This is a genomic window from Streptomyces calvus, from assembly GCF_006782915.1.
Lineage (GTDB): Bacteria > Actinomycetota > Actinomycetes > Streptomycetales > Streptomycetaceae > Streptomyces > Streptomyces calvus.
In genome coordinates, this window is the sequence record NZ_VCNP01000018.1 from 22,231 (window position 1) to 44,198 (window position 21,968).

Here is a 21,968-nt window from a genome sequence, read left to right on the forward strand (position 1 = left end):
ACCAGTCGTCCGCGACAGCGCGAAGGAACCGACGTGTCATTCGACGAGATGTGGGGCCAGGCCCGCAGCGAGGCTCTGGCGCGGCAGCAGAGCACCATGCAACTGAACCAGCTCGCCGCTTCCGGGGGTGGCGGAGCCGGCGGTAGTGACTACGCCGTGACGTCTCCGGACCTGAAGGCCGTCGGGAACGAGGCTCAGGAGCTGTATCACGGCCTGGAGGCAGGCGCGTTCCATGCCGGGGCCAACACCGACACGGCTGCGAACAGCCTGGACGCGGACGGTTTCCGGACCGGCGCGGCCATGTGGGCCGCATGGGCCACCTGGCGGTCACAAGCGGAGGCACTCCTCAGTGCCTGCGCCCACATCCACAACCACCTGGAGGACACCGTCGTGACGCACGCCAAGCACGAGGAGCTCCTGGTGACCAACCTGTCCGTCGAGCAGATCACCAAGCACTTCAAGTAGGGCGGCGCCGTGCTCGACTTCGAGAAGCTAATCAATGCGCGCCTGGGCAGCCTCAAGGACGCCGTCGACGACTGGACCGAGACGGTCAGGAAGCTGGAAAAGCTGGAGGAGCAGGCCGCCAAGGGCCTGTTACGGAGGGCCGGCAAGGCCGACTGGGCGGGCGAGAACGCCGGAATCACACTGCCTTTCGTGAAGAAGACCGCCAAGGAGTTCGGAGACGCCGCGAAGGAGGCGCAGAGCATCCGGAACGTCCTCCGCGACGCACTGGGTGAGTTCAAGGCAGCGAAAAAGGCTCTGCAGGACGTCGTCGATGCCGCGCACGGCAAGGGCCTGCACATCTCCACCGACGGAACCGTCGGCTATCTGGTCCATCCGGAACGCCGCAGCAAGGACTTCTCCGGACCGGAACCCTCTGAAGGGGACTTCGAGAAGGCGCGGAGCGACATCAAGGCAGCCCTGGACAGAGCCAATGGGGCGGACGAGATCGCTGCTCGTGCTCTGCGCGCCTTGGTGGGCAAGGATCAGCACAACTTCTCCGGCACGGACTATGACTCGCTGAAACAGGCGGGCCGGGCGCAGGATGCCCAGGACGCCAGGGCGGCTGCCCGGCTCGTCGCCAAGGGCGACGACGCCTCGCCCGAGGAGATCGCCCGCCTGAACAAGTACTTCAAGGACAACAGGGGCGACCAGTACTTCGCCGAACGCTTCGCTCTTGAGGTGGGAGTCAAGGGCAACCTCGAGTACTGGGCCGATTTGGGCGACCCGAGTGAGGGTTCGAGGCTGGGAGTGGACCACGCCAAGGACCTCAAGGAGCTTCAGAAGAACTGGAGCCTCACACTGGCCGCCGCGACGCACTCCGACAGCGCGGAGATGACGCGTTGGAAGTCGGAGATGGTCAAGGCCGGTGACGACGTCATCCAGACCCGGGGGACATCGGCGTACGGCTTCCAGGTGATGAGCAACCTCATGCGCGACGGCACGTACGAAACGAAGTTCCTCCGGGACTTCGGTGACGCTGTCGTCGTCGCGGAGCGACGCATGACAGGGGACGGAAGGATTTCACCGGGGCAAGCCTGGGGCTCCGGGCTGGCGATGGCACCCAAGCTGAACTGGGACGGCAAGGACCCGGGCTCGGATCCGATGGCCGGCTTCATGGAGGCGCTCGGCCACAATCCGAAGGCGTCACTGGAGTTCTTTGACCGCTCGACGAAGCTGGACGGCGAAAAGCTCAGCAACTGGGACTACTTCGTCGGCCAGGGCAAGGACGCACGGGATTGGCCGGTGGACGGCGACGGGAAGCCGTGGGGGTCCGACAACCTGGGCCACGCACTCGAATCGGCCACCCTCGGGTACGCCTACGACGACGAGAGCCCCAGCATCCCCGCGCTGAAGACCGAAGAGCAGATTGAGGCGCGGGAGGAACGTACGGCTCTGGCCGAAAAGATCGTGAACGCTTACAGCTCAGCCGACGCCATCGACAAGCAACCGGGGATCCGAGAGAGCCTGGCCAATATCGCGGCAGGTCACATCGACAGCCTGAACTACTCGATGGCCAACTGGGGTGACAGCGGGGGACTCGCCGACAGGGACGGCTTGTTCAATCATGACCAAAGGCATCTCCGAGACTTTGGTGAATCCGGTTCCGTCAATTTCCTGAGGGCCTTGGCATCCGACAAGGAATCCTACGACACCATCTCGGTGGCTCAGCAGGCGTATGGATCCAGTCTGATGGCCGCACATGGAGACCATCGTAATGACGCTTTGGACGCGGGCCTTCACAGCATCACGATGCACGGCCTTCTCGATCAGGCGAGGTCCGAGAGCATCGGAGAGGAATTCGCCAACGAGGCGAAGGAACGGAATAAAGAACTCGAAAAACAAGGAGAGTGGCGTAAGTTTGCAGCCGGCGCCACGGTCGGGCTGATCGTCGGTGTGGCCTCACAGGTCATTATCCCTACGACAGCGGCGGCTGCGATTGCTGTCCCGTTGGCGTTCGAGACGGCCGGTGGCGCCGCCGAGACCTACATGGCGACACAAACGATCGACTGGCTCGACGAGAACGAGTACAAGAACGACCAAGAAGCTCTTGAGGGTATTCAGAAGGCGCGGCAGGACGGACAGCGCAACGCCATGACCCCTCTCCTGAATTATGCCGCCGAACACAAATTGTCCCCGAATGAAGTGCGAGACATCGTCAGCAGGGCCAGAGGAACGTACAACGATGGCGGGCAGTATACGGACACGGACGATGTGCGAGGCTGGTGAACATGCGTAAAACTGCCGCATCCTTCCTTTCTCTTGTTGTCTTGTTCGGCGCAGGGGCTTGCAGCACCGATAACGGCGGCAAGCAAGAGACAGCAAGAGAATCGACGTGTGAGAAGTTGCTCGGTAAATCCGGTGTCGAGTGGGTGAAGAACAACACTGCCGGAGAGACGGGTGTGTCAGCCGACTCCGATACGTTGGAAAACGCCAGGTCCTTGTTCCACAAGCAGGCGCGGTCGTGGGCATCCTCAACCGAGGAGTTGCCGAACTTCAGCAATTCGGAACTGTGCCGTGTAGTGAAGACTCAATCATCCTCCGGGGCGAGCCTGTCGATTCGATATGGCGCGTCCGTTGTACCGTTCGACCATCCCTTTGACCAAGATATGCCTTCCGCACCTGCCCGGACCGTGACGCCCGTCAACACAGACGTCAAACTGGTTCACGGGAAGGACTCAAAGGGCAAGTCGAAGTACTACGTTTACGTCAGATGCCAGGTCGAGGGCGCGTTGCCGGCACAGAAGGATGAGGTACCGCTCGAAGGCTCCATGACAGACTCCCTCACCGAGAAAGAAAGTGCTGACGCCCACCTGAAGCACTTGCTGCACTCGGCCCGAGCGGTGGTCCGCGTGTTCCAGTGCCAGAACACCCCGAAAGTGCCCACCTCAATAGCCAAATGAGGCACCCGAATAGCCACAAGGCGTGACGCGAAATCGGGCAAACGGGAGAATCGGGTGACGAGAACGGGTGGGCCTCGACGGCTGGTCATCATGTCAGCCGGCGCATTGGTTGTCATGGGTGTCGGATGGGGCGTGTGGGCCACTGCGTTCAAAGACGACACGCGAGAATTGAGGGCTTCGGAGACGTGCAACGAAGGCATCTTCTCAGCGAACGTCGAGCCTCTGGAACGGCTCATTTCACCGGATTCCTCCTTCACATCGGACTGGTCCCGAGAAGCAACCGACAGTTCGCTGCTGCTCACCTGCGTGAACTCCACCGATGACGCATCCGTCACGATGACTGCCGAATTGAAGGACGGATCCATCGATGAATGGCGATCACAGTTGAAGACGGTCGATAATGCTGATGCCTCCCACTTCGATGTGGGCACCGAAGCGGTGGTTTGGGGTCGACAGGCAGCTGTATATGTCGAGTGCAAGCCGCAGTCTGCAGGGTCGAGCCATACGTCCGGTATGAACAGCCCGTACCTGTCCATACTCGTTCGCGCCGGTGGATCGGCAGCTGAGGAAAAGACCGACAAGCAGCAACAGGACCTCGCCCACTTGGCCAGTCGCATGTTCTTCGAAGCCCAATTGCAGACTGGATGTCGGGAGGACTTCGTCGCGCCGTCAGAACCACCTCGCCTGGCGAAATAACATGCATTACATGTCGCGGAACCTGAACTGCTCTCCGTCGGCTATTTCAGTCACTTCCCGAGCAACGTTCGACGGTAAGGATGGACAGCGCAACGCCACTGAAGTACGAGACCTGGTCAGTAGGGCCAGAGGACGTACAACAATGGCGGAGAGCATACGGACACAGAACACATGCAGGGCTGGTGAACATGCGTAAGACTGCGGTATCCATCCTTCCTTCCTCTTATTGTTTTGTTCGGTGCAGGGGCTTGCAGCACCGATAACGACGGCAAGCAAGAGACTGTCAGAGAGTCGACGTGTGAGAAGTTGCTCGGTGAAGCCGGAGTCGAGTGGGTGAGGAAAAACACTGTTGGGGAAACGGGTGTTTCACCCGACTCCGATGCCTTGGAGAGCGCCAAGTCCTTGTTCCACAAGCAGGCACGGTCATCGAAACCCTCCACCGAGGAGGTACCGACCTTCAGCAACTCCGAACTGTGCCAGGTAGTGAAGACTGGAGCACCGTCCGGAGAAAGCCTGTCGATTCGCTACGGCGCATCCGTCGTACCGTTCGACCATCCCTTTGATCCGGATATGCCCTTCCACACATGCCCGGACCGTGACGCCCATCAACACAGACGTCAAGTACCCCCCTCGATAGCCAACCGAGCACGCAATTGAAGCAAGTCCAAAAGTCGTGACGACTCTTTCCGGGAAGGTGCCGCGAGGCCGGTGACGTGTTGTGTCTGACGTCTGGGGTGTGGTTTCCGTTGACTGCTAGGCGAGTTTTGCCTCCCTACGGTACGTCTACTCCGCCGCCATTCCCGTCACCACTCGGGCACTTCACCAGGCTCTCCATCTACGATGGGAGATCGAGGATTAAGAGCGCCGCAAACAATCTCTCCTCGTGATCCAGGAGAATGGCGCGTCGTGCATCTTGACCATCGTCAATGATCACAAGATCATCCGTGCCTGGATACCACAGGTCATCGATTCGTTCCAGCAAGTCGCGGTATCTCACAGTGGCAGCAACATGGTCGAACGGCCAAACCGCCAATACTTCCTGACCAACATCAGGGCTTATCGTTCCCATGCGATCGCGAAGCTCATCGACATGCAAGTCGGAGACGTCCACGCATCTTCCTGAGGACCGCATTTCACGCTCAAGGCCTGCAAGCGAGCCACCAACAGCCGTCAAGAAATCGGTAAACGCTGTGCGACTTCCGCAGGAACCGATTGAGGTCAATGTGTTTTCGAGGCCCGACGGCATCCTAATTCCCCTCGATTATGTTGCCGTTATTGTCCTGCCAAGGGGCCCAGCCTATGTACCGTGAGCCCGGTGTTTCTGGATTTTCAGGGAACCAGTCGTGACCGTACGTCCCTCCCTTGCCCTTCTTTCCTGTACGCCAGTCCCAGTAATTTACATGGCCATCCGCACCATCTATTCGCCAGCCTCGCGGTTTGTCGGCGGTTTGTTCACCGATGAGAGTGCCCGTCCCCTCTCCGAGTCGTGGATTGTAGTCGAACATTTTCATTGAGTCCGGCGCAAGATCCCCGACACGGTCACGCGCTGCCGCGATAGCTCTGCCATATGTTGACCAGGAGGAGTCATACCGCCCAATGTCGGGTTTCGTGTAGCCGCGAGGGTCCCCTGGAACGTCTCCGCCCGTTGGCTGCCGTTTCGAATCCTCCGAGTAGTCTGGCGCCAACCCCAGCGGATCACCCCAAGTTTGCGGGTTGACGACATACGTAGTCGGATTCGGTGCGGGTGCCAGGCCCAGTGGATCCGGCGTCAGTTACCGCGCCGTTTCCGGGTCGTAGTGGCGGAAGTAGTTGTAGTGGAGGCCCGTTTCGGGGTCGTAGTACTGGCCGGGAAAGCGGAGAGGGGTGTAGGTCGTGCTGTCGGCCGGCCAGGTTGTTGCTCCCACAGGGTGCTGCGGGTGCGCCAGGCGGTGTTGCCCTGGTCGTCGATGAGTTCGGTGGGGGTGCCGACCAGGTCCGTGACGATGGCGAAGAAGCGGAAACGCGATGAATTGCAGTTGATGCAACATCCTGCGGTTCGCCGGAATCGCCGTTTCCGCTGATCATTCCCCCAACTCCCTTGCCATGTCGGCGTCACAGCGGAGCCGTGACCAGAACGGTAGCGATAGACGCAACATTGATGCGTTTGATGCAACAGTCGCCATGGTCACTGAGGCACCCGGTTCGGCGCGTCTCCTCCTCGCTCCGAACGTCGTACACCTGGCCCCGGAAGCAGCGGTATTCACGGCGATGAAGGAGGGCTGGGCCCGGCAGCAACAAGCCCGGTTCCTGAAGGCTTCGACGATCGAACCGCGGCTGCGTCTGATCAACCGGTTCGAGGTGTTCACGGGGCTGTACCCGTGGCAATGGACTCCAGCGGACGGCGAAGCGTTCATCACGCACCTGCGTAGCGGCGCCAATCCGATCCGTATGTCACGGCGCGGACGTACGAGGTGACGATCACCTTGTTCGTGGAGTACCTGCTGGACCGCCGGTACGGATGGGTGGACACCTGCCGGGGGCGGTTCGGGCAGGGACCTCAGGTCGTCTTTCACGAGGCCCTTGGTGGTGCACACACTGGAGTACGAGGGTGACCCGCGGCGTCGGCCGCTGACCTACGACGAGGTCCAGGCCCTGTTCGACGCGGCCGATGCCCGGCCTGCCCAGATCCGCGGACACGGGCGAAAGGGGACACTGACCGCGCTGCGTGATGCCGCGGTGGTGAAGACGATCTACGCCTACGGAACCCGGCGCACCGAGTCCTCCATGGTCGACCTGGTCGACTTACAACGGCATCGGAAGAGCCCGCAGTGTGGACAGTTCGGCTCGCTGGCGGTGCGGCACGGGTAGTCGTCCAATGGGGCGCCGCCGAAGCGGCGGACCGTGCTGCTGGTGCCGGAGATGGACTGGGTGGTCGACGTCCTGGGCGAGTGGGTGCATGAGGTGCGTCCCCAGCTGGCGCCGGGCCGGCATCCGGCATTGTGGGTGACCGAGCGGGCCGGGCGGATGTCGCCGCGCTCGATCGACGAAGCCTTCACCGTAGCTCGGGACGCGGCCGGCCTGGATGGAGCCCTCGATCTGCACTGTCTGCGCCACAGCTACATCACGCATCTGACGGAGTTCGGCTACCCCGCGCGGTTCGTGCAGGAGCAGGTCGGTCACTCTCACGACCGCGGGCGGCGAGGAGGAACCGCTTCCGCTGACGGAGCGCCGGACCACGATCCGGCGCCCGGGGCCCTGGTTGCTTGTCGATGGCGTCGGCTGAGCTGTACGCGTTCACAATCTGCGGCAGATCATGGCCGAGCGGGAGATGTTCCACACCTCGGACCTGGTGCCGCTGCTCGCCGAGCGGGGGCCGCCACTCGTAGCCCATCTTCTTGATCACGTCAGGTCCCAGTCGTCGCCGAGTCGGCGCTTCAACGAAGCCTCCAGCAGGTGGTTGCGGTACTCGTCGACCAACATCGCGGCAGGCCACATCGACAGCCTGAACTACTCGATGGCCAACTGGGGTGATCGCCTGATCGAGAAGGCCATGCATAGTGATGCTGTGAAGGCCGGCGTCCAAGGCGTCGTGGCGGTGGCCCGTAGGCCGGTGCCTTCGCGAGCTTGCCGCACCGCGCGCACGGGACCGCCAGGCGCCGACTGACCGAGTTGGTTTCACCGAAATCTCGGAGATGCTTCTGGTCATGGTTGAACAGGCTTCGCCAACGAGGCGAAGAAACGGAATAAAGAACTCGAAAAACAAGGAGAGTGGCGTAAGTTTGCAGCCGGCGCCACGGTCGGGCTGATCGTCGGTGTGGCTTCGCAAGTCATCATCCCTACGACAGCGGCAGCTGCCATTGCTGTCCCGTTGGCTTTCGAGACGGTCGGTGGCGCCGCAGAGACCTATACGGTGACACAAACGATCGATTGGCTCGATGAGAACGAGTACAAGAACAACCAGGACGCTCTCGAAGGAGTTCAGAAAGCACGGCAGGACGGACAGCGCAACGCCATGACCCCTGTCCTGAATTACGCCGCCGAACACAACATGTCCCCGACTGAGGTACGAGACCTGGTCAGTAGGGCCAGAGGAACATACAGCGACGGCGGCGAATATACGGACACAGACGATGTATGGGGCTGATGAACATGCGTAAAACTGCCGCATCCTTCCTTTCTCTTGTTGTTTTGCTCGGCGCGGGGGCTTGCAGCACCGATAACGACAGCAAGCAAGAGACTGCCACAGAATCGACGTGTGAGAAGTTGCTCGGTGAAGCCGGTGTCGAGTGGGTGAAGAACAACACTGTTGGGGAAACGGGTGTATCACCCGACTCCGATACCTTGGAGAGCGCCAAGTCCCTGTTCCACAAGCAGGCGCGGTCGTGGAAACCCTCCACCGAGGAGGTACCGACCTTCAGCAACTCCGAACTGTGTCAAGTAGTGAAGACTGGATCACCGTCCGGAGAAAGCCTGTCGATTCGCTACGGCGCATCCGTCGTACCGTTCGACCATCCCTTTGACCAAGATTCACCTTCCACACCGGCCCGGACCGTGACGCCCATCAACACAGACGTCAAACTGGTTCACGGAAAGGACTCGAAGGAGAAGTCGAAGTACTACGTTTACGTCAGATGCCAGGTCGAGGGCGCGTCGACGGCGCAGAGGGATGAAGTACCCCTCGAAGGCGTAATGACAGACTCCCTCACCGAGAAAGAAGCCGTTGACGCCCGCCTAAAGTACTTGCTGCAGTCCGCCCGAGCGGTGACCCGAGGCTTCCAGTGCCAGAACGCCCCGAAAGTGCCCCTCTCGATAGCCGACCGAGGCACACATTAAGCGCCTTCAGGTATCGACAGTCCTGTCGTTGGCGCATTGATCGACACCTTGACCGAGGCAAGAAGCCTGAGCATCTTGAGGCGGGCGGAATGATGTAACTGGCCACTACAAGATATCCGCCAGTGCATCCCTGAAATGTCGGACGTCGCGTTGAAGGTACGGCGATAGATCGCTGAGCAGCCTTACTGTTCCGTCAAGGTGACGGGCGAGTTTCGGAAAGGATCTCCACGTCGATTCTTTCCTAGTGAGGACGGCCGAGAGCAGGTCGTCGTCGTACCAGCCGGTCTCCCCTTCCTCCTTTGCCGTTTCGCGTAGGAAGTCCAGAGCTACGGGTAGGAGCCAGCGCAGACCCACGTCCTGCCCTACGAGACGACGTAGGTTGTCGACCGTCAGGTCTTTGACTGGTTTCTTCCTCAACTCATGAACGCTGCGCACCAGCATGGTGCTGTCACTTGGCGGATCCGGCCAAGTGACACCCTCGAGCTCCTCGAGCGATTTTTCCTTGTCCACCGACTCAGCCAGCACGAACCCTCCGCAACTATCATCACTTACGATGTCCTATTGAATGTAGGAAGCCATGGAGCCGATCCAGTTCGTCGATTACCTCCTTACGCTTTGTGATGAGCACTTCCAGGCCTCTCTCCGTTACACCTTCAGCGAGGTTGTCAAGCTCTCGCTCCAGAACTCTGCGCACCTTGTCCAGCGCACTTCTTGCTTGCTTTAGTTCGGCGATGTGATCGAACGGAGTCCCGTCTGCCTTGCGAGCTACGACTTCGCCGTTCGCCTCTCTTCTGGCCGCGTCATAGTGATTGTGATTGGGCTGCGAGTTGACATCGCCGAGAGGGTCGGCCTTTATGTTCTCAAATTTCTCGATAGCGCGCTGAGCAGCCGGATTCAGCCCTAGCTCACGGCAGCCTCGCACTGGAGCCAGCCCCAGAGGGTCGCTCCACGTCAGAGGATTGTAAACGTACGTCGTCGGGTTTGGAGCCGGCTGCAAACCAAGCGGGTCCGGCGTCAGGTACCGCGCCGTTTCCGGGTCGTAGTGGCGGAAGTAGTTGTAGTGGAGGCCTGTTTCGGGGTCGTAGTACTGGCCGGGGAAGCGGAGAGGGGTGTAGGTCGTGCTGTCGGCCGGCCAGGTTGTTGTTCCCCACAGGGTGCTGCGGGTGCGCCAGGCGGTGTTGCCCTGGTCGTCGATGAGTTCGGTGGGGGTGCCGACCAGGTCCGTGACGATGGCGAAGAAGCGGGAGTCGATCTCCTGCTGGGGGGCGTCGGCGGCTATGAGGCGTTCTGTCTGGGCTATGGGGTGCAGGCCCCGGTGGTCCCAGGTCAGGGTGACCGGGTGGGGCAGGGACGGGGAGGTCGTCGTCTGTTCGCAGAGGGTGGTGCCGTCCCAGGTGAACAGCACCGCCTCGGTGATCGTCTCGCCGTCTTCCGCCAGGCGGAGTTTGGCCGTGCGCCGGCCCAGTGGGTCGTAGGTGTAGCGCCAGCGGGTGCCGTCGGGGGTGGTCACCGAGGTGAGGCGGTCTTCCGTGTCCCACTCGTAGTGCCAGGTCTCCGGCTTGCGGGAGAGGCGGGTCTTCTGGCGCAGGACGATGCGGCCCAGGGCGTCGTGTTCGTAGCGGACGCGTCCGGCGCGGGTGATGCGGGTGCCGGTGTAGGCGCGGTCGCCGGTGGCTTCCTGACCGGGGTGGGATGTCGGCCAGGAAGCCTGTGTCTGGTTGCCTGCCTCGTCGTAGGCGTAGCGTTCGGTCCAGTTGGCGGCGTGCACCGCCGTCACGCGGCCCGCCTGGTCCAGGTCGAAGTGGCGGGCGCCGGAGAGTTGGTCGTCGATGCGGATCAGGTTTCCGTCCGCGCGGTAGGTGTAGGCGCGGTGTTGGAGGGAGCGGCCGTCGGTGCCGGTCACCGACTGGGCTGTCAGGCGGCCCAGGGGGTCGAAGGTGTGCTCCAGGGTGACCGTTTCGCCTATGCGGCGGGTCAGCTCTCGGCCTGCCGGGTCGTAGGTGAAGTCGATCGCGCGGCCCGAGGCCGTCATGCCGGTGCGCCGGCCCGCCGGGTCGTAGGTCCACGTCGTGGTGGCGCCGGTGGGGGTGGTGCGGCCGGTGCGGCGGCCGAGGTCGTCGTACGCGTAGGTCAGGGTGCGGTCGTCGACCGTCTCGGAGCGGGTGCGGCCGTGGGCGTCCCGCTGGATCGTCAGGGTCGTGCCGTCCGGACCGGTGGCCGCCGCCAGTTGGTCGGTGACGTCGTAGGTGTACGTCGTGGTGCCGTCGGCGGTGTGCTTTCGGGTCACCTGGCCGAGGGCGTTGCGTTCGTACGACTGGGTCTGTGCGAGTGCGTTGCCGCGGGAGGTGAGGCGGCCCGCCGCGTCGTACGTGTAGGTGAGGGTGCGGTCGTCGAAGTCGGTTTCCGCGGTCAGGCGGCCGGCCGGGTCGTAGGTGTAGCTCCACGTGAGGCCCTGCGGGTTGATGACCTTCGTCAGGTTGAGTTCGGTGTCGTGCTCGAACTCGTAGCGCACCCCGTCCGGTTCCGTGCGGGCCGTCAGGAGGTCGAAGTGGGTGTACTCGAAGCGGGTCGTGCCGCCGAGTCGGTCGGTGTGGGTGGTGCAGTTGCCCTCGCCGTCGTAGGTCCACGACTCGGTGGTGCCGTCGGCGGCGGTGCGGCGGGCCAGGTGGCCTTCCACCGTCCATTCGAGGCGGGTCACGGCACCGGTGGGGTCGGTGATCGTGACGGGCCGGCCGAACGGGTCGCGTTCGTACCATGTCGTCGCGCCGAGCGGGTCGGTGATGCGGACGGGGAGTCCGGCGTCGTCGCAGGCGACGGTCGTGGTGTGGCCGAGGGGGTCGGTGACGGCTGTCAGGTGACCGCGCTGGTCGTGGGTGAAGCGGGTGGTGTGGCCCGTGGGTGTGGTGAGGGTGGTTCTGTTGCCCCGGTCGTCGTAGGTCTGGTGGGTGGTCGTGCCGTCCGTGTTCCGGATGGTCACGGGGAGGTGGAGGGCGTTGTACTCCGCCCGTGACGCGCGGCCGTCCGGGCGGATCACCGAGGTGAGGTTGCCCGCCTCGTCGTAGGTGAAGCGCGTGGTGTGGCCCAGGGGGTCGGTGCGGGAGAGCAGGCGGTTGCAGCGGTCCCGTTCGAAGTGGGTGACCGCGCCGAGCGGGTCGGTCTCGGCGACGACCTGGCACCGCTCGTTGACGAGGTAGCGGCGGACGTGCCCGGCCGCGGTGGTGGCCGTGGTGGTGCGCAGTCCGGTTTCCGGGTCGCGTTCGCCGTAGTGGAGGCGCAGGCTCATGTGGCCTTCGGTGCCGCCTTCGGCGATGCAGCGGTCGCGGTCGTCGTACTCGTACGTGTAGCCGCGGTCGTTGGTGTCGGTCCAGGAGGTGATGCGGCCGGCCGGGTCGTAGGTGAAGCGCAGGGGGCGTCCGGAGGAGTTGGTGACGTCGGTGAGGTCGCCCTCCGGCGAGTAGCCGTAGCGGATCAGTTCCTGGTCGGTTCCGTCAGGGGCCGCGCCGGTCAGGTGCAGGGCGGTGATCCGGTGGTCCCGGGTGGTGATGCGTATGTGGTGGCCGGAGCTGTGGGTGATCGCCGTGGGGGCGCCGGCGGGGTCGTAGTCGACGGTGATGCGGTTGCCGTTGCGGTCCTCGATGCTCTCCAGCAGGGCGTGGTCGGCCGCGCGGGTGGTGAAGTGGCGGACCGTGCCCGTGAAGGGGTCGGTGACCGTGTAGCCGTCCTGGGTGGTGTGCAGGGGGCGGCGGGGGCCCTCTGCCGGGAGGGAGGGCTCGCCGGGTTCCGGGTGCGGGTAGGCGAGGAGCAGTCCGTCCTCGTCGACGAGGACGATGCGTTCGGGTTCGATCTCCAGACGCTGGTCCACGGTGGACGACCAGGACGGTCCGAACCAGCGGCCGGCACGGTAGCCGGATTCGGCGCGCCGGGTGAAGACCAGGGGCAGCGCGCCGGGCAGGGCCACGTCCGTCTGCGGCAGGTACATCTTGCCGGTGGCCAGGTTGACGGGGTCGGTGGGGTCGTGGTGCGCGGGCGGGGTGTTGTCGCTGTGGGCGCCGGGCTCGCTGTCGTCGAGGTGGGATCCGGCGGTGCCCAGGCCGGTGGGCTTGCCCACGCCGTTGGTACCGTCGAGGCGGCGCGCCAGGCCGCTCGCCCCGCGCAGCCCTGCGCCCCCGGCCAGGCTCGGCGCCATGTAGCCGAGCATGCGCAGCGGGTCCTTCTCGAACTGGTCCCAGGTGTGGGAGACACCCTGGTAGACGTCCTTGGAGAAGCCGACCGGGTCCCTGACGGCGCCGATGCCGCCGTCGAGGACCATCGCTCCGTCGTGGAGGTAGGCCTTCGGTTCCGTCAGCAGCCGGCCGGGGTTGACCGCCAGGCCGAATTCGACGAGGTCGTTCCAGCCCTCCTTCGCTCCGTCGGTGACCCGCTGCCAGCCGCTCGGCCGTTTCGGTGCTTTCTCGGCGGCCTTGTGCAGCGTCCGCTTGGCGGCGCTCGCGGCGTCCGCGACCTCCGCCTGCGCGCCGTTGATCACGCCGATCAGTTCGGCCATCGCGGTCCTGCCCGGGTCGGCCTCGGGTGGCCGGGTGGGCAGTGTCGTCCCGCCGGCCTTGACCGCGGCGTTGTAGTCGTCCACGGCCTTGGCGTACTGGCGGGAGAGGTCGCGGGCCACGGGGGCGTCGTGGTCGAGGATCTGCTGGGTGAGCCGCTGGGCGTCGGCGAGGACGTTCCGGTACGCCAGTACCGCGACGCCGGCTTCGACGAAGGCGTCCATCGCCCCGTCGAGTTCCTTGGGCAGCTTCTTGACCGTCTTGCGGAACTCCTCCGCGGCCTCGCCCTGCCAGGGGTCGGTGTTGAGCTTGCGCAGTTGTTCCGCGCCCTCGCCGAAGTTCGCCGCGGCGGCGGCGAGTTTCTTGGCCAGCTGGTCGAGTTCGGAGGGCTTGCCCGGGATCCAGTCCTGGACGGTGTCTTCCGGGCCGATCCATATGCGGCGGAAGGTGAACCGCTTGTCGGTCATGCCTGGTGTCCCTGCTCCTGCCGCTACTTCTGGTCCTGGCCGTCGCGGTCGACGGGCTCCAGGCGCCCACGGAATTCGGTGCGTTCCTCGGTGATGCCGTGCTTCTCCAGGAAGGTGGAGACGGGGTGGTCCTTCTCGTACTGTTCCTGCCGCTCGAGCATCATGACCTTGTACCGGGCCTTGGTCTCGGCGACCAGGAAGTCGTTGATGGTGGCGCTCAGCGCCGAGACGATCACGTCGGCGTCGTCGGCGATGCAGCCCAGGCCGTGGCACCACTTGTCGAGAAAGTCGTTGACGGCGCCGGTCACTTCGCTCGCCCCGGTCTTGTCCTCACCGGCCAGGGAGGCGAGGTCGAACCCGGCTTGCGCTCTTTCTTTGGCGATCTTGCGGGCCGCGTCCGTGGATTCCTCGAGGGGCCGCGCGATCGACTGGAGGAACTTGACCTCCCACTTGAACTCTCCGCCGTCCGCACCGCGTGGGATGAGCCAGCTCTGCCCGTCGCTCATGCCCCGCTCCCTCGCGGACGGTACGAGATGTGCAGGACGGGCTCGGTCCTCGTGGCGGCCGACGAGAGTCGTACCGCGTGCTCGGCGGCCGGGTCCAGCCATACGTCGAGCCCCGGTGGCATCAGGTCGAGGACGTCGGCGCCCGTCGTCGAGAACCAGGCTCCGCCGCCCGTGAACTGCTGGAACTGTTCCAGCGAGGTGAACACCGGAACCAGGCGGGCGGGCGGCGTGACGTCGGCGGGCGTGTCGGGGCCGGTCGCCAGGTCGAGGATGCGGGAGCCGCTCGATGTGTCGGCGGCGGGGAGAGCCGAGGCGGCGACCGTCAGGAAGCCGGGCTCCTCGGGACGTTCGCAGTAGACGCGGGCACGCAGGAACGTGTCGAAGACGTCCTGGGGTGACGCCTCACCGGTCTTCGCCCGCCGTACGGCCTCTGCCAGGCCGGCCGTGTCGTCCGGCTGCCGTGGGTCCTCCGACGGCACCGTGTCGGCACCGCTGGTCGCTGTCATGGCGGCGCTCCCCCCGTTCGCACGCATGTGCCCAAAGATCACACACGTCCTTCGCGATGCGCAACGAGGCTGGGTGCGGCGGTGGTTGGCGCGTGCACGTGGAGGGAGGCGGCCCGGTGCGGGCCGCCTCCTTCGCCGGAGCGCTGCAGCTGCCGGCGGTGGGTGTCAGCCCATCAGCATGCGGAAGCGTGCCGCGTTGCCGTGGTCGGTGTCCTGGTAGCCGATGACCGACTCGTCCAGGAGCTGGGCGATGCGGGCCAGCTTCTGGCACATCTGGTCCATCTCGGAGCTGCTGCTGCGCTGGATCTCGGCGTAGGCGGTCTTCGCCTCGCCCTCCCAGGTCTCGGCGACGGCCTTGACCTTGCGCATGAGGATCTCGAGCTGTTCGGCCAGTTCCTTGGCGGTCTTGCGGACGTCCTGGGCGGCCTGGGTGACGGTGTCGTAGTTGACTGCGGTGCGGTCGTAGTTGACGCTCACGGTGTTCTTCTCCTGGTGGCGGGCGACGCTGGTGCGGGTCAGGCGAGGTCGGTGATGCGGCTGGTGACCTGGTAGGAGTTGTCCACCCGCCGGATCTCCGTGACGCGCTCCTGCTCGTGGGAGGTGAAGCCCTTGACGCTCATCCGCATGACCTCCTCGAGGTCCACGAGGTCGTCCTGGAGCTTCTTCAGGTGCTGGTTGACGCCGCGCTGGACGGTGTCGAACTCCTTGCCCGCGGCGCCCTGCCAGCCCGCCTGGATCATGTCGACGACGCTGTTGAGGGATGTCACCCTGCTGCTCACGTCCGTGTGGAAGTCACGGATCTTGTCAGCGAGGTCCGTCAGGTCCGAGTCGCTGTAATTGACGCTCATGGTCTCTTGCCCCTCCTCGTGATGCACCGGTGGCTGGTCACCACCGTGACGGGCCGCCGTGGACGGATATCCAGGCTGTCCTGGCGGGCAAGATCCGCTGCGCCCCGCGCGACGCGTGGCCGCAGCGTCGCGCCGCCCCCGTGCCGTACCACACTCGTGGTACCCGGAGCCACTTTAGTCACTTGACCTGGGGGTTCCAACTGCAAAGCGAAGACAGGCCAGTTCGCGGCGGATAGTGTCCGCCGGAACCGTGTGATCCGGTCAGGGACGGCGCTCCGCGTGGGGGCGCCCAGTACTGTGACCGTGGATCGTTCGTACGTGACGAAAGGACAACGTTCCGCCATGGCTGATCTGCCGGACCAGGAATCCGAGACGCGCGAGGAGCTGAAGGCTCGCAAGGAGCGCGAGCGGGACGAGCTGTACGCCCTGGACATCTCCGGCGTCGAGTGGCAGTGCGCTCCGGGTACCGAGACGCACGAGGAGCGGGTGGAGATCGCCTATCTGCCGGGCGGTGCCGTGGCCATGCGGTCGTCGCTCGATCCGGGAACGGTGCTGCGCTACACGGAGGCCGAATGGCGTGCCTTCGTCCTGGGGGCGCGGGACGGGGAGTTCGACCTGGAGCCGTCGCCGGGGGGCGCGGGCTCCGAGTGACACCGGCGCGGGCCGGCAGGGGGCGTTACGCTCCTCGGCCTGCTCCCCCGTCGTTCCGGCGGCGCCGCAGGTCGCGCAGCGCGACGGCCGTACCGCCGATGACGGTGATCAGGACCGCGGTGATCCCCAGCGCGTAGGTGGCGAGGCGCTCGTCGCGTTCCGCCGGGGTCTCCGCCAGCGAGAAGGGCGCCACGTCGGGGGCCTGCGCCCGGGTCACGCCCGGGTCGGGAACCGGGGACGAGGGGGGTTCGGCGAGGTCGGACTCCTGGACGGCGCGGACCGGGTCGACGACGCCCCAGCCGACGAAGTCGTCGTGGCCGTTGACGGAGCGTTCCGCCGTCTGCTCGATCTGCGTGACGATCTGGGCCGTGGTCCAGTCGGGGTGCTTCTCCTTGAGCAGGGCCGCCACCCCGGCGACGAACGGGGCGGAGAAGCTGGTGCCGCTGTCCGTGCACTGGCCGCCGCCGGGGACCGTGGAGACGATGTCGACGCCGGGCGCGGCCACGCCGACGAAGTCCCCGGCCTGGGAGAAGGCGGCGCGTTCGTTGTTCCGGTCGGAGGAGGCCACGGCCAGTACGCCGTCGAAGGCCGCCGGGTAGGTGTCGCGGGCCTTGCCGTCGAGCCCGTCGTTGCCCGCGGAGGCGACCACGACGACTTTCCGCGCGATGGCCTCGCGGACCGACTCGGCCAGCGCGGAGTTGGCGGACAGGGGCTTGGTGGTGTCCTGGGAGATGTTGATGACGTCGGCGCCCCGGGCGACGGCGTGGTCGATGGCGCGGGCCATGCTGTCGGAGTCGCCGCTGCTGTCGGCGTCGTTCTGGCGGATGGGGATGACGGTGGCGTTCGGGGCCAGGCCGACGAACCCGGTCCCTTCGCGGGGCCGGGCCGCGATGATGCCGGCGACCTTGGTGCCGTGGCCCACCTCGTCGTTGGTGGGGTCGCCGCCCGATCCCTCGGTGAGCAGGTCCAGTCCGGCGGCCTTGTCGACGGCCCCGGCGAGCTGGGGGTTGACGTCGTCGACGCCCGTGTCGATGACCGCCACGCGCACGCCCCTGCCCTTGTCGGTGCCCTGCCAGAGCTCGTCGAGCAGGACGCGCTGCAGTGACCAGGGGCGGGCCTTGAACTGCTTCTCACTGGGATAGGTGCAGCCGCCGCTGCCGTCGAGCCGGACCCGCTCCGCGGGACGTTCCGGTGCGTCGTGGGCGGGCGCGGACGGCCGGGCGCCCGGCGCGGTCAGGAGTACGGCGAGTACGGCGGCCGGCAGAGCGGCCTTGGTCGGCGACACCGGTGCGGTCTTCCCCTTCGTGTCCGTCGTCGATGGTCCGTGCGGGCGGGCGGGGCCTGTGCGGATCCGGCCCGCCGGGTCACGAACCCTGGGGCTGCCGGGCGCTGTTGGTGTCCAGGCGCGGCCCTCTCGCCAGGAACTCCGACCAGGCCAGCGGGATCCTCGTCGGCCGGACGTTCTGGTAGCCGAGCTTGGCCTGGGCCTCGCTGGGTTCGGGGCTGCCGTCCCGCCGTTCGTCGCTGCCGTCGGCGCCGATGTCGGAGGTCTCGCTGTCGCTGTCGCCGTTCGCCTGGACGGCGTACCGCAGTCCCGTGTCCGTCACGAGGAAGAGTGACCCGGCCCCGGACGCCGTGCCCTGGATCTGGGTGTAGAGCTGGCCCGTTCCCGGGGTGACGTAGGTGCTGGTGCCGTCGGCCGTGGTGTGCACCGGGTAGTCGTTTCCGGCCCAGGTGCTGAGGACCGTGGAGTTGTCCTCGCCGACGTCGCGCAGCACGCTGCACACGGTGTCGCGCCCGCCGTCGGGGGAGTTGACCTGGCGGACCCGCCGGTCGGGCCAGTCGGTGGGCCGGCCGCCGAAGGGTTCGCTGTCGGCGGTGAAGTCCTGCAGGCCCACGGTGCGGGCCTTGCCGTTCATGTTCAGTACGGCGGTCTGCGGCGAGGAGATCAGGAGCCAGGCGGTGAACTCGGTGACCGGCTGCACCTTCCCGGGCAGGACGACGTAGTACTGGGTCCCTTCGCCGGTCTCCGTCCTGAGGACCATGCCGACCCTGTTCTCGTCCGCGGAGAGTTGTCCCGGCACGCCCGCCGGGTCGCCGACTCCGGCGGGCAGGCGCGGGAAGCGGATGGGGGCGCCCTCGTGGAGGGTGGCGAGCCATTCCTCCGTGACGAGCTGGGGTTTGCGGGAGCCGACGAGGGCGACGGTCAGCGGGTCGGACTCGGCTCCGGTGACGGCGTACGCGGTGCCGCCTGCGTCGACGAGATGGCGCTCACCGGTGCGGGTCGTCACGTACAGGGCCTCGCCGGCGGAGAGCCGGCCGGATCCGTCGGTCTTCTTCTCGTCGGCGCCGGCGAGGACGAACGCCGCCTCCTGCACGGTGCCGTTGCCGTCCTTGCCGCCGGGCTGCGCGCACACGGCCCAGCGCTTGGCCTTGCCGGCCTCGTCGGCGGAGGGCAGGCGGTCGGGTGCGTAGGGGATGCCGAGGATCGGTCCGCGCTGCAGCTTGCCCGAGTCGAGGATCTTGTCGCTGACCTGGACGACCTGGTAACTCGCGTCCTTCATCAGCAGGCGGGCGGAGGCGAGGTTGAGCACCGGGTGCAGACGCGTGACGCCGTCCGTCCTGAGGACGACGTAGCGGGTCGTCGACTGCTTGCCGACGATCACCCGTGCACCCGGCTCGTCCCAGCCGGGCGGCGCGGTGGGTTTGAACATGCCCCAGGCGCCGAAGACGCCCAGCACCAGCGCTCCCGCCACCAGGCTCGGCACGACGGCCCGCAGCGGTCTGGGGGCGCCCTCCTCGGATCCCGACGGCGAGGGCTGCAGGAAAGCGGCGAGCATGCGCCGCTTCGCGAACGTGTAGGCGTTGAGTTCGTCCCGCCGTGATGCCATGAGTGACTGCGTCTCCCCCGATACCGCCCCGGGTCCCCTGTCCCCGGCCGCCCGTTGTCGGACCGGCCCCCTACTATGCCTGGTGATCGCCGGCGTGCGTGATGCAGGTAGGGTACGCGGGCTCTTCCCGAGCCGTAGTGGCGTTGTTGCTCGGGAAGTTGTGACCGGAGCGGGGGATGGCGTGAGGGGTACGGGGACGCGGGCGCGGGGCCCGGCGAGGGCCGGCGGGTTGCCGCCGGGCGGGCCGGAAGGGGCTGTACGCGGCCCGGCGGGCGGACGGCCCGTGGCGGGGTCGCTCCAGGTCGGAGTACGTCCGGGACACGGTGGTTCGTTCCGGTTGCAACGACTGGTGCTGTTGGAGATCGCCGTCGCGGCCGTGCTGGTGGGCTGGGCGGCCGGTCCGGTCGGCCTGGTGCCGGGCGGGGTCGTCGCCGTCGTGCTCGTGGCGCTGGCCCTGGTCCGCCGTCGAGGGCGCGCGCTGCCCGAATGGCTCGCCACCGCACGGGCGTTGCGGGCGCGACAGAAGCGGGCCGCGGCTCTGGAGGTGCCGCCGGACACCGAGCCGGGTCTGGTGCCGGTGCTCGAGTGCGATCCGGCGCTGCGGACGTACTCCCACGGGACGCGTGACCGCCGGCCCGTGGGGATCGTCGGGGACGGCACCTTCGTCACCGCGGTCGTGCACGTGGAGGCCGACGCGACCGCGCTCCGTGCGGAGCGGAGCCGGCAGCCGCTGCCGCTGGGTCTGGTGCGGGACGCGCTGGAGGTGGACGGGATACGGCTGGAGTCGGCGCAGATCGTGCTGCACACGCAGCCGGCTCCGGCCCTGCATCTGCCGCGGCAGTCCGTGGCGGTGGCCAACTACGCGCCGCTGCAGGAGCAGGTGGAGGCCCCGGCCGTGCGCATCACCTGGATCGCGCTGAAACTGGACCCGGAGCTGTGTCCGGAGGCCGTGGCGGCTCGGGGCGGCGGGCTGGTCGGGGCGCACAAGTGCGTGGCGCGCGCCGCTCACCACCTCGCCAGCCGGCTGACCGGTGCCGGTTTCCGTGCGCATGTCCTGGACGAGGAGGAGCTGATCGCGGCTCTGGCCACGTCGGCGGGTGCGAATCCGCTGGTGACGGCGGAGGCCGGGCGGACCGGGACGCGCGAGCGACGGACCGAGGAGTCCGGCCGCAGCTGGCGCTGCGACAACCGCAGGCACACGACGTACTGGATTCGCCGCTGGCCCTCGGCGGGCGGGGGCCGCGGGCCGTCACTGCCCCAGTTCGTCGCGCGGGTCACCGCGGTTCCCGCGCTCGCCACCACCTTCAGTCTCACGCTCGCCCCCGGCGAGGGCCGGGAGGTGTCGCTGCGCGGGCATCTGCGGGTGACCGGTCGCAGCGACGAGGAACTGGTGGCGGCACGGCGGGCGTTGGAGGACGGCGCGCGGCAGGCCGGCGCGGGCCTGGCGCGCCTGGACAAGGAGCAGCTTCCCGCCATGCTGGCCACGCTGCCCCTGGGAGGTGCGCGGTGACGACGTCCACGACAGGTCCGGCCGGTGGCCCGTCGGCGCAGGGTCCTGCCGACGGAGGAGGGCCGTCCGCGGACCGGCGGGTCCCGGCCGGCCGGCTGCGCGGCGGTTTCGGACTGCTCGGGCCCCGGCACGGGCGGCACGTGCTGTCTGCGGACCAGGTGGACGAACTCGCGCTGCCGATCGGTGACGACGGGGTCATCGCGGGTGTGGACGGCGAGGGCCGGCCCGCGGTGCTCGGGGTCAACCGGCCCACACCGTACGACATCGTGCTGATCGGCGGGCTGTGGACGGCGCAGGTGCTCGCGCTGCGGGCGGCTGCGACGGGTGCGCGCGTCGCGGTGGAAACGGGGCGCCCGCAGGCCTGGTTGCAGATGGTGCACGCCATGGGGGGCGGGCAGAACGGTCTGGCGGTGCACGACGTGGGGCGGGTGCCGCCACAGGGCGCTTCGGCCGGTACACCGGTGCTGGTGGTGCGGGACTGCGGCATGCGGCCGCCCCGGGGACGGGTCGTGTCGGGTCCCTGGCAGTCGGTGCTGACGCTGCTGCCGTACCTGAGTCCGGTCGCTCCCGGGCTCCTTCGACGGGCGCGGCTGGCGGGCATCCAGCGGGTCTCTCCCGACGAGGCCGCGGAGCTGGGACGCACCATGGGACTGTCACGGACGGAGGTGGAGTCCCTGCCCACGCTCGCCGACGGAGTGACCCTCTGGTGCGCCGACGGGGACCGGCAGTACGTGACGACCGTGCCCACGGACGCGGAGACCGGGCTGCTGGGTACGCCGCGGCGGATGGACTGAGCGGGCCGTCGGCCGCAGGCGTGTACGGGCCGGCCCGTGCTGCCCGCCCGATGTTCACCCCGTGTCCACATAACCACGTTCCTGCCCGGTTTGTGTGTCAATTCCGGGCGGATCTGCGTCGGTTGTGTTCCGTTGGGGAGGTTCGCGTGGGAGGGCGTTGGGCGGACGGGCCTGCCGATGTGGGGCGTGTGGTGATTAGGCTGGGAGTGGGCGTGACGTCGGAACCCGTGACCCGGGCGGCGGCGTCCCGGGGGAGAACGGGGGAAACCGGTGGCACCGGAGGACCCGTACGACCTCGAACGGCTTCGGGACTGCGAAGCACGTCGGACGACAGACACGGTC

At 66.7% G+C, this 21,968-nt stretch carries 22 protein-coding genes and 1 pseudogene; 14 read left to right on the forward strand and 9 right to left on the reverse strand.

The genetic code is table 11. From position 1 onward, the window contains the following. Positions 1 to 33: 33 nt before the first annotated feature. The 5 genes from FGW31_RS08710 to FGW31_RS08730 all read left to right on the forward strand — a co-directional run bounded on the left by FGW31_RS08710 (position 34) and on the right by FGW31_RS08730 (position 5,223). Positions 34 to 465: a hypothetical protein gene (locus tag FGW31_RS08710; RefSeq protein ID WP_142192804.1), complete on the forward strand. Its 432-nt coding sequence runs from the start codon at positions 34 to 36 to the stop codon at positions 463 to 465. A gap of 9 nt (positions 466 to 474) precedes the next feature. After that, positions 475 to 2,730, forward strand: a complete 2,256-nt coding sequence (locus FGW31_RS08715) for a hypothetical protein (protein ID WP_142192805.1) — start codon at positions 475 to 477, stop codon at positions 2,728 to 2,730. Further along, entirely contained in the window at positions 2,727 to 3,404 is a 678-nt protein-coding gene (locus FGW31_RS08720) for a hypothetical protein (protein WP_142192806.1), read from the forward strand. The genes FGW31_RS08715 and FGW31_RS08720 overlap by 4 nt, the downstream gene beginning before the upstream one ends. Before the next feature lie 90 nt (positions 3,405 to 3,494). Next, positions 3,495 to 4,100 carry a hypothetical protein gene (locus FGW31_RS08725; RefSeq protein WP_142192807.1) on the forward strand — a complete coding sequence of 202 codons (606 nt, stop codon included), beginning with the start codon at positions 3,495 to 3,497 and terminating at the stop codon, positions 4,098 to 4,100. 883 nt (positions 4,101 to 4,983) lie between these two features. After that, positions 4,984 to 5,223: a hypothetical protein gene (locus FGW31_RS08730; protein ID WP_142192808.1), complete on the forward strand. Its 240-nt coding sequence runs from the start codon at positions 4,984 to 4,986 to the stop codon at positions 5,221 to 5,223. 553 nt (positions 5,224 to 5,776) lie between these two features. Here the strand turns inward: FGW31_RS08730 and FGW31_RS08735 are convergent. Next, a pseudogene (locus FGW31_RS08735) lies at positions 5,777 to 6,096 on the reverse strand (RHS repeat-associated core domain-containing protein); the annotation flags it as partial. 164 nt (positions 6,097 to 6,260) lie between these two features. Between FGW31_RS08735 and FGW31_RS35575 the strand changes: the two are divergent. From FGW31_RS35575 to FGW31_RS08750, 6 genes are all read left to right on the forward strand, one after another. Continuing rightward, positions 6,261 to 6,554, forward strand: coding sequence for a hypothetical protein (locus FGW31_RS35575; protein ID WP_233452448.1), 294 nt, complete (start codon positions 6,261 to 6,263; stop codon positions 6,552 to 6,554). Between the two features lie 108 nt (positions 6,555 to 6,662). Beyond that, positions 6,663 to 6,947: a hypothetical protein gene (locus FGW31_RS35580; protein WP_233452449.1), complete on the forward strand. Its 285-nt coding sequence runs from the start codon at positions 6,663 to 6,665 to the stop codon at positions 6,945 to 6,947. Positions 6,948 to 6,998: 51 nt separating this feature from the next. Further along, entirely contained in the window at positions 6,999 to 7,478 is a 480-nt protein-coding gene (locus FGW31_RS35585) for a site-specific integrase (protein WP_233452451.1), read from the forward strand. Further along, positions 7,393 to 7,743, forward strand: a complete 351-nt coding sequence (locus tag FGW31_RS34955; protein ID WP_161173723.1) for a hypothetical protein — start codon at positions 7,393 to 7,395, stop codon at positions 7,741 to 7,743. The genes FGW31_RS35585 and FGW31_RS34955 overlap by 86 nt, the downstream gene beginning before the upstream one ends. A gap of 150 nt (positions 7,744 to 7,893) precedes the next feature. Beyond that, entirely contained in the window at positions 7,894 to 8,223 is a 330-nt protein-coding gene (locus tag FGW31_RS08745; RefSeq protein WP_142192809.1) for a hypothetical protein, read from the forward strand. Beyond that, positions 8,214 to 8,912, forward strand: coding sequence for a hypothetical protein (locus tag FGW31_RS08750; RefSeq protein ID WP_142192810.1), 699 nt, complete (start codon positions 8,214 to 8,216; stop codon positions 8,910 to 8,912). The genes FGW31_RS08745 and FGW31_RS08750 overlap by 10 nt, the downstream gene beginning before the upstream one ends. A gap of 105 nt (positions 8,913 to 9,017) precedes the next feature. Here the strand turns inward: FGW31_RS08750 and FGW31_RS08755 are convergent, their stop codons facing one another. From FGW31_RS08755 to FGW31_RS08780, 6 genes are all read right to left on the reverse strand, one after another. After that, the gene (locus FGW31_RS08755) at positions 9,018 to 9,437 is read right to left on the reverse strand and encodes a contact-dependent growth inhibition system immunity protein (RefSeq protein WP_220510996.1); all 420 of its coding nucleotides are present in this window, start codon (positions 9,435 to 9,437) and stop codon (positions 9,018 to 9,020) included. Between the two features lie 19 nt (positions 9,438 to 9,456). After that, entirely contained in the window at positions 9,457 to 13,920 is a 4,464-nt protein-coding gene (locus FGW31_RS08760) for a polymorphic toxin type 28 domain-containing protein (protein ID WP_142192811.1), read from the reverse strand. A gap of 23 nt (positions 13,921 to 13,943) precedes the next feature. Then, positions 13,944 to 14,426: a hypothetical protein gene (locus FGW31_RS08765; protein ID WP_142192812.1), complete on the reverse strand. Its 483-nt coding sequence runs from the start codon at positions 14,424 to 14,426 to the stop codon at positions 13,944 to 13,946. Beyond that, positions 14,423 to 14,932 carry an SseB family protein gene (locus FGW31_RS08770; RefSeq protein WP_182674861.1) on the reverse strand — a complete coding sequence of 170 codons (510 nt, stop codon included), beginning with the start codon at positions 14,930 to 14,932 and terminating at the stop codon, positions 14,423 to 14,425. The genes FGW31_RS08765 and FGW31_RS08770 overlap by 4 nt, the downstream gene beginning before the upstream one ends. Before the next feature lie 165 nt (positions 14,933 to 15,097). Then, entirely contained in the window at positions 15,098 to 15,409 is a 312-nt protein-coding gene (locus FGW31_RS08775) for a WXG100 family type VII secretion target (protein WP_142192814.1), read from the reverse strand. Between the two features lie 38 nt (positions 15,410 to 15,447). Continuing rightward, a complete protein-coding gene (locus FGW31_RS08780; RefSeq protein WP_142192815.1) occupies positions 15,448 to 15,780 on the reverse strand; it encodes a WXG100 family type VII secretion target in 333 nt (110 codons plus the stop codon). A 342-nt stretch (positions 15,781 to 16,122) separates the two neighbouring features. Between FGW31_RS08780 and FGW31_RS08785 the strand changes: the two genes are divergently transcribed. Then, the gene (locus FGW31_RS08785) at positions 16,123 to 16,431 is read left to right on the forward strand and encodes a DUF397 domain-containing protein (RefSeq protein ID WP_142192816.1); all 309 of its coding nucleotides are present in this window, start codon (positions 16,123 to 16,125) and stop codon (positions 16,429 to 16,431) included. 25 nt (positions 16,432 to 16,456) lie between these two features. Here FGW31_RS08785 and mycP read toward each other — a convergent pair whose 3' ends face one another. Together mycP and eccB are read right to left on the reverse strand one after the other, a co-directional pair. Then, positions 16,457 to 17,716 carry a type VII secretion-associated serine protease mycosin gene (gene mycP, locus FGW31_RS08790; protein ID WP_142192817.1) on the reverse strand — a complete coding sequence of 420 codons (1,260 nt, stop codon included), beginning with the start codon at positions 17,714 to 17,716 and terminating at the stop codon, positions 16,457 to 16,459. 79 nt (positions 17,717 to 17,795) lie between these two features. Beyond that, the gene (eccB, locus tag FGW31_RS08795) at positions 17,796 to 19,322 is read right to left on the reverse strand and encodes a type VII secretion protein EccB (RefSeq protein ID WP_142192818.1); all 1,527 of its coding nucleotides are present in this window, start codon (positions 19,320 to 19,322) and stop codon (positions 17,796 to 17,798) included. A gap of 337 nt (positions 19,323 to 19,659) precedes the next feature. On the opposite strand from eccB, the gene eccE reads away from it, so the two are divergent. Beyond that, positions 19,660 to 20,832, forward strand: coding sequence for a type VII secretion protein EccE (eccE, locus tag FGW31_RS08800; protein WP_259396497.1), 1,173 nt, complete (start codon positions 19,660 to 19,662; stop codon positions 20,830 to 20,832). Further along, the gene (locus tag FGW31_RS08805; RefSeq protein ID WP_142192819.1) at positions 20,829 to 21,626 is read left to right on the forward strand and encodes a hypothetical protein; all 798 of its coding nucleotides are present in this window, start codon (positions 20,829 to 20,831) and stop codon (positions 21,624 to 21,626) included. The genes eccE and FGW31_RS08805 overlap by 4 nt, the downstream gene beginning before the upstream one ends. Positions 21,627 to 21,968 lie beyond the last annotated feature (342 nt).

Bases quoted from the DNA above. Each gene is read 5' to 3' on its own strand.
- FGW31_RS08725 (WP_142192807.1), top strand. From the start codon at position 3,495: ATGTCAGCCGGCGCATTGGTTGTCATGGGTGTCGGATGGGGCGTGTGG.
- FGW31_RS35575 (WP_233452448.1), top strand. From the start codon at position 6,261: ATGGTCACTGAGGCACCCGGTTCGGCGCGTCTCCTCCTCGCTCCGAAC.
- FGW31_RS35585 (WP_233452451.1), top strand. From the start codon at position 6,999: ATGGACTGGGTGGTCGACGTCCTGGGCGAGTGGGTGCATGAGGTGCGT.
- FGW31_RS34955 (WP_161173723.1), top strand. From the start codon at position 7,393: ATGGCCGAGCGGGAGATGTTCCACACCTCGGACCTGGTGCCGCTGCTC.
- FGW31_RS08750 (WP_142192810.1), top strand. From the start codon at position 8,214: ATGGGGCTGATGAACATGCGTAAAACTGCCGCATCCTTCCTTTCTCTT.
- FGW31_RS08760 (WP_142192811.1), bottom strand. From the start codon at position 13,920: ATGACCGACAAGCGGTTCACCTTCCGCCGCATATGGATCGGCCCGGAA.
- FGW31_RS08765 (WP_142192812.1), bottom strand. From the start codon at position 14,426: ATGAGCGACGGGCAGAGCTGGCTCATCCCACGCGGTGCGGACGGCGGA.
- FGW31_RS08770 (WP_182674861.1), bottom strand. From the start codon at position 14,932: ATGACAGCGACCAGCGGTGCCGACACGGTGCCGTCGGAGGACCCACGG.
- FGW31_RS08780 (WP_142192815.1), bottom strand. From the start codon at position 15,780: ATGAGCGTCAATTACAGCGACTCGGACCTGACGGACCTCGCTGACAAG.
- FGW31_RS08785 (WP_142192816.1), top strand. From the start codon at position 16,123: ATGGCTGATCTGCCGGACCAGGAATCCGAGACGCGCGAGGAGCTGAAG.
- eccB (WP_142192818.1), bottom strand. From the start codon at position 19,322: ATGGCATCACGGCGGGACGAACTCAACGCCTACACGTTCGCGAAGCGG.